The organism is Candidatus Eisenbacteria bacterium, from assembly GCA_018831195.1.
Taxonomy (GTDB): domain Bacteria; phylum Eisenbacteria; class RBG-16-71-46; order CAIMUX01; family JAHJDP01; genus JAHJDP01.
Window position 1 is genome coordinate 1 of the sequence record JAHJDP010000060.1, and the last position, 4,102, is coordinate 4,102.

The 4,102-nt window shown below is 49.8% G+C and carries 3 protein-coding genes; 1 reads left to right on the forward strand and 2 read right to left on the reverse strand.

The features are described from left to right. Positions 1 to 476: hypothetical protein (locus tag KJ970_10695; protein ID MBU2691382.1), on the forward strand; the 476-nt coding region annotated here is incomplete at its 5' end. Between the two features lie 318 nt (positions 477 to 794). On the opposite strand, the gene KJ970_10700 is transcribed toward KJ970_10695, so the two are convergent. Both KJ970_10700 and KJ970_10705 read right to left on the reverse strand, forming a co-directional pair. After that, positions 795 to 2,690, reverse strand: a complete 1,896-nt coding sequence (locus KJ970_10700) for a hypothetical protein (protein ID MBU2691383.1) — start codon at positions 2,688 to 2,690, stop codon at positions 795 to 797. A gap of 1,211 nt (positions 2,691 to 3,901) precedes the next feature. Next, the gene (locus tag KJ970_10705; protein MBU2691384.1) at positions 3,902 to 4,063 is read right to left on the reverse strand and encodes a hypothetical protein; all 162 of its coding nucleotides are present in this window, start codon (positions 4,061 to 4,063) and stop codon (positions 3,902 to 3,904) included. Positions 4,064 to 4,102 lie beyond the last annotated feature (39 nt).

Below are 4,102 nucleotides of genomic sequence, written 5' to 3' on the forward strand. Positions count from 1 at the left end.
CACCGCCTTTCCGGTTGGAGATGTTGTCAGGTTCTATGGTAGCATTCTTCCGCATAGCTCCTCCCGCTGTCATCATCCTGGCAATATGCATTGGATCGATTATCAATATGGCCATGGAGCCTTTATTTTATCTTGTTGCTCGAATTATACGTATATCTAAAGCGATTTGGGCTAAAACGATAAGTAGCGCCCAACCGAATATCCCATTAATGAATATCGCAATGCCGACGGTGATTTTGGGCAAACCTGTTTCGAGAACGCCTATCCAAATAAAAATACACAGAAGAACGCCAGCCACTAACTCGAGCCAAGCGACTACCCTAAGAACGACAATGCTGAAGGGTACTTTTTGTTTGGGTGATTCAGAAGCTTTTTCTGGAGACGGTGACTTGACCGTACGTTCTTTTTTTAAGCTTTCGAGCGCAACACCCGTTTCTTTGGCAGACGCGGGAATTACTATTCTATTTTCGCAATGACTGCACTGAGTCTCCTCACCGATTCGTAAAAACGTAGTCGCTTCCGATCCACAGCTGGGACAGATGTACTTTAATCCCATCGTTATGACCTCCAATTACGATCGTCAAAGAAATGTCTATCTAACGAATCTGTAGAAAAAGCCGCCCGGTACATCACGGATTATATTTGCCTCCCGGAGCCCGCCTCCCATGAACAAATAGGGGATTCCGTAGAGGCTGCCCGGTCTTCTCCTACTGAGTTACATTCCACTTACCTGCGAGGGTCATTGGCGCGGCCCTCGCTCGCATCTTCTCTTCGCAATCATTCTGACGCATCCATTATCGCAAAATGATTGCTCTCTCCGCCTCACTCTGCCCTCCAGCATAAACCACCCGGTAATGATAAACTCCGGCTCCAAGCCGCTCAGCAGACCCAGCCGAACGCAACAGAACTTCCTTCCGCCCCGGCCCAACGTCACCCAATGCAATCCGCCTCACTTCACGTCCGGAAACATCATACACCACGACCTGGACGTCCTTGAGCGATCGGGAAGCCGAGAATGACATTGTTGCCGAGCCCGCGCTGGGGTTGGGGCGGGATGAGAGGCTGTAGATAGCAGGCCGTGCCAATGGCTGTTCTGGTTCGTTCACATCACTTCCGAAATCAGGGTGCCAATTGAAATCGGTGGTTCCGTCGCCATCTATATCCACGGCCAATGTAACTGTAGAGAGACTATCTGCGACGTCTATCCTGACCATAGAACTGTCAGCGACCTCGAACGGCATGTACCTGTAAAATAGACGGCCCGTCGATTGGGTATCGTGAAGTAAGCCAACGTGTAATGTTTGATTAGCCTGCGAAGATAGGAGGATAGTTGCTTCCGAATGAGGATTGGCATCTTCAGCAGAATCGAAGCGACAAATGCCTGGATAGATTTGCGAAACGGCGCCCCTCTCTCCTAGGTTAATGTTCATTGCCAGGTTTAGGCCCGTCGAGTCCCCTTCCATGAAACTACTGTCGGCTTCAACTCGGATTCCAACCTCACCTTCGATCATGAGCACGTCAGCGAGATTCACTCCAGAGCTATCCATTCCAGTCGCCATCCATACTGCCAAGGAATCGATTAACTCGCCTTCGGGTACGCCGCGCGTGAAAGCATACTCAATATGTTCTGAAAACTCATTGTTCATGCATTCGCTGGCAAACTCAAATGCCGATCCGCTAATCTTAACCCTCTCAATCTGCTCATGTATTCCTTCGCAACCCCCAGCCCCACAATAGATGTCCATACCGACTTTTAGAAAGTTCATAGCCCCTGACCAAAATGCAGCCCACGCCTCTTGGTCTCGGCCTGAACGATGAAGCTCCCCAGCCTCACACATTTTCTCAACAAAAAGCACCCCATGAGCCAGAGAACCGACATAGGGGACAACGCCCTGAATCATGAGTTGACATTCTGTCTCGGCCCCCAACCAACATGCGCTCGTTTCGTCCTGAAGGTTTTGAATTTGCTGTTCTGTAAGCGGGGTTACTACAAATGCATCATAGTTAATAATCGTATCCAAAACATCGCCATGATTGTCCTTAAGGGTCGCAATAATGTCATACTCATTCCATCCCGACCAAATGGGGATTTGCCAGTACATGACAATTTCAGTTGATTGGCCTATATCAAGATAGAACTCATGAGTTGGCAACGGTATATTAGTCCGCTCCCTGCCGTCCAGTTCTATATCCAGCTTGAGATCTCCCACGCCCCAAGAGCTTTCAACAAGCGTAGATATTCGAACAATATCAGTTCCATCAGATGGATATGAAGATTGCTCAGGATTAGTATAAATCAGATCAAACTGGGGCGGCATTGATGCTCCAGAGCCAATGAGGATTAGATCATCAAACCAACCCTCGCAGAAACCCTGACCGCCAAATCTTACTCCCGATAGTGTCCCAGGCGCCCTCGGACGAGTGACACTGAAGATATTGCCAATTGATACAGTAAAAAAGCCGTCGTCAATACTGATAGATACTGGATACCATTGTTCAAATTCTAACTCGCAATTGTAGTACCGAGTTTGCCCATCATGAATAATCTGCACCTCATCACCTTGCGGAGAGAACTTAACGAGAATTGAGGGAGCGCCATAGTAGACCGCAAGAAAATAGTAGCTTGATTCAACTGCCAGAATGCTTATGCGTGCATCCTGAATGTTCCATCCGTATTCTTCACCGGCCAACCAGAGTAGTGCTCCGTCATGGGAGGAACCAATTCCATGACCTCCACTCTCGGACCATGTCCCCTCCATTCTATAATACGTAGGATCTCCTATGAAGCCATCAGAGAAGTTATCTTCAAAGAGTATTGAGGCCGAGGATTGTACATGTGGAACCAGAAACGCAAAGACAAGTAGAAGTGCGAGTCTAAGATTCATAAAGTGTCTCCGATTGGCTGCCAGAAAGTTTTGCTAAAATCGCCCTAAAGTTCGATCTTATATTTCCATCATGTTTGGGCAATGGCTACGCGAACTAATGATATCACTGAGCGGGACGGATTTAAATGGTACGGAATAGAATCTTACAAATACGCACGTCCCCTTTCGCTTAGGGTTGTTTCCGCAGTGTAGTACAGAGACCGGGACCAGTCCAGAATGGGATAACTGATAGAATGGCAACAGGTTATACCGGATATCTGGAAAAACGGGCTCATGGTGCGGCACCCTGGCCAGTCGCCTCAATCACCGGTCCCGAATCGGGCCACGCCGGGCCGCCTTCAATTGCTGATGAAGCATGGCTTGGACGCGGTTATACATTGAGGCCAAACTGAAAGTATTACATTCAATGCTGAGTGCTCCCGTGCTTGCTATAACATTAACCGAATTGCAGAAGCACTGGCGACCACGCCCTTCATTCACCGCACGCCGCCACTTTGCCCCGGAACGCAACGAGCCCGCACGCACGGGAAACGCCGCAATGACGGGCTTTTCAGAACACTTCGCGGATCGGGGGCAGGCCGGGCAAAACCCATGCGTCTTGAACATTCGTTCGGCTTTTACATTGCGTCAGCTTTCACAATATCGCGAATTATACATTCACGTCGCGTTTCCATCCAACCACGACGATCAATCAGGGGGCAGTTTGAGGGCAGATTTGACGATTTTGACCCGCTTGGGGCAGTTCAGTGGCAGAATTTCGGCCATTTTTTCCATTTTCGAGGCATCTGAGCGGACCTCAAACACAGGCATCCAGCTGCACCATAAAGGGTTAGCCGATCCGGCCTGTTTTGGAGGCGATGCCGTTTGGCTGCCCGGATGCCGTTTTCAGGTCCCAAAACGGGCTGTTTCCAGAGGGTCGATGCCGCAAAAAGGGCAGTTACGAGAGGGGGCATGCCGCAAAACGGACAGTTCCTCAGAGGCCGATGCCGCAAAATGGGGGTCGGCAGAGGATCATTTTACCGATCCTGGTGGCCCAGCTCGGGCAGCTCCGTCTTGAAGAGCAGCTTCCCGTCACCATCCAGGATCTCGATGTACCGGACGTCCTGTAACTTGGCCCCAATCCCGGCGTTAGCGATGGCCCGGGCAGCCCTCATTGCCGTATTATGTGTTGTTTCCATTTATGTTGGCCAGATTCCACAAGCCACACGGGTCTTTAA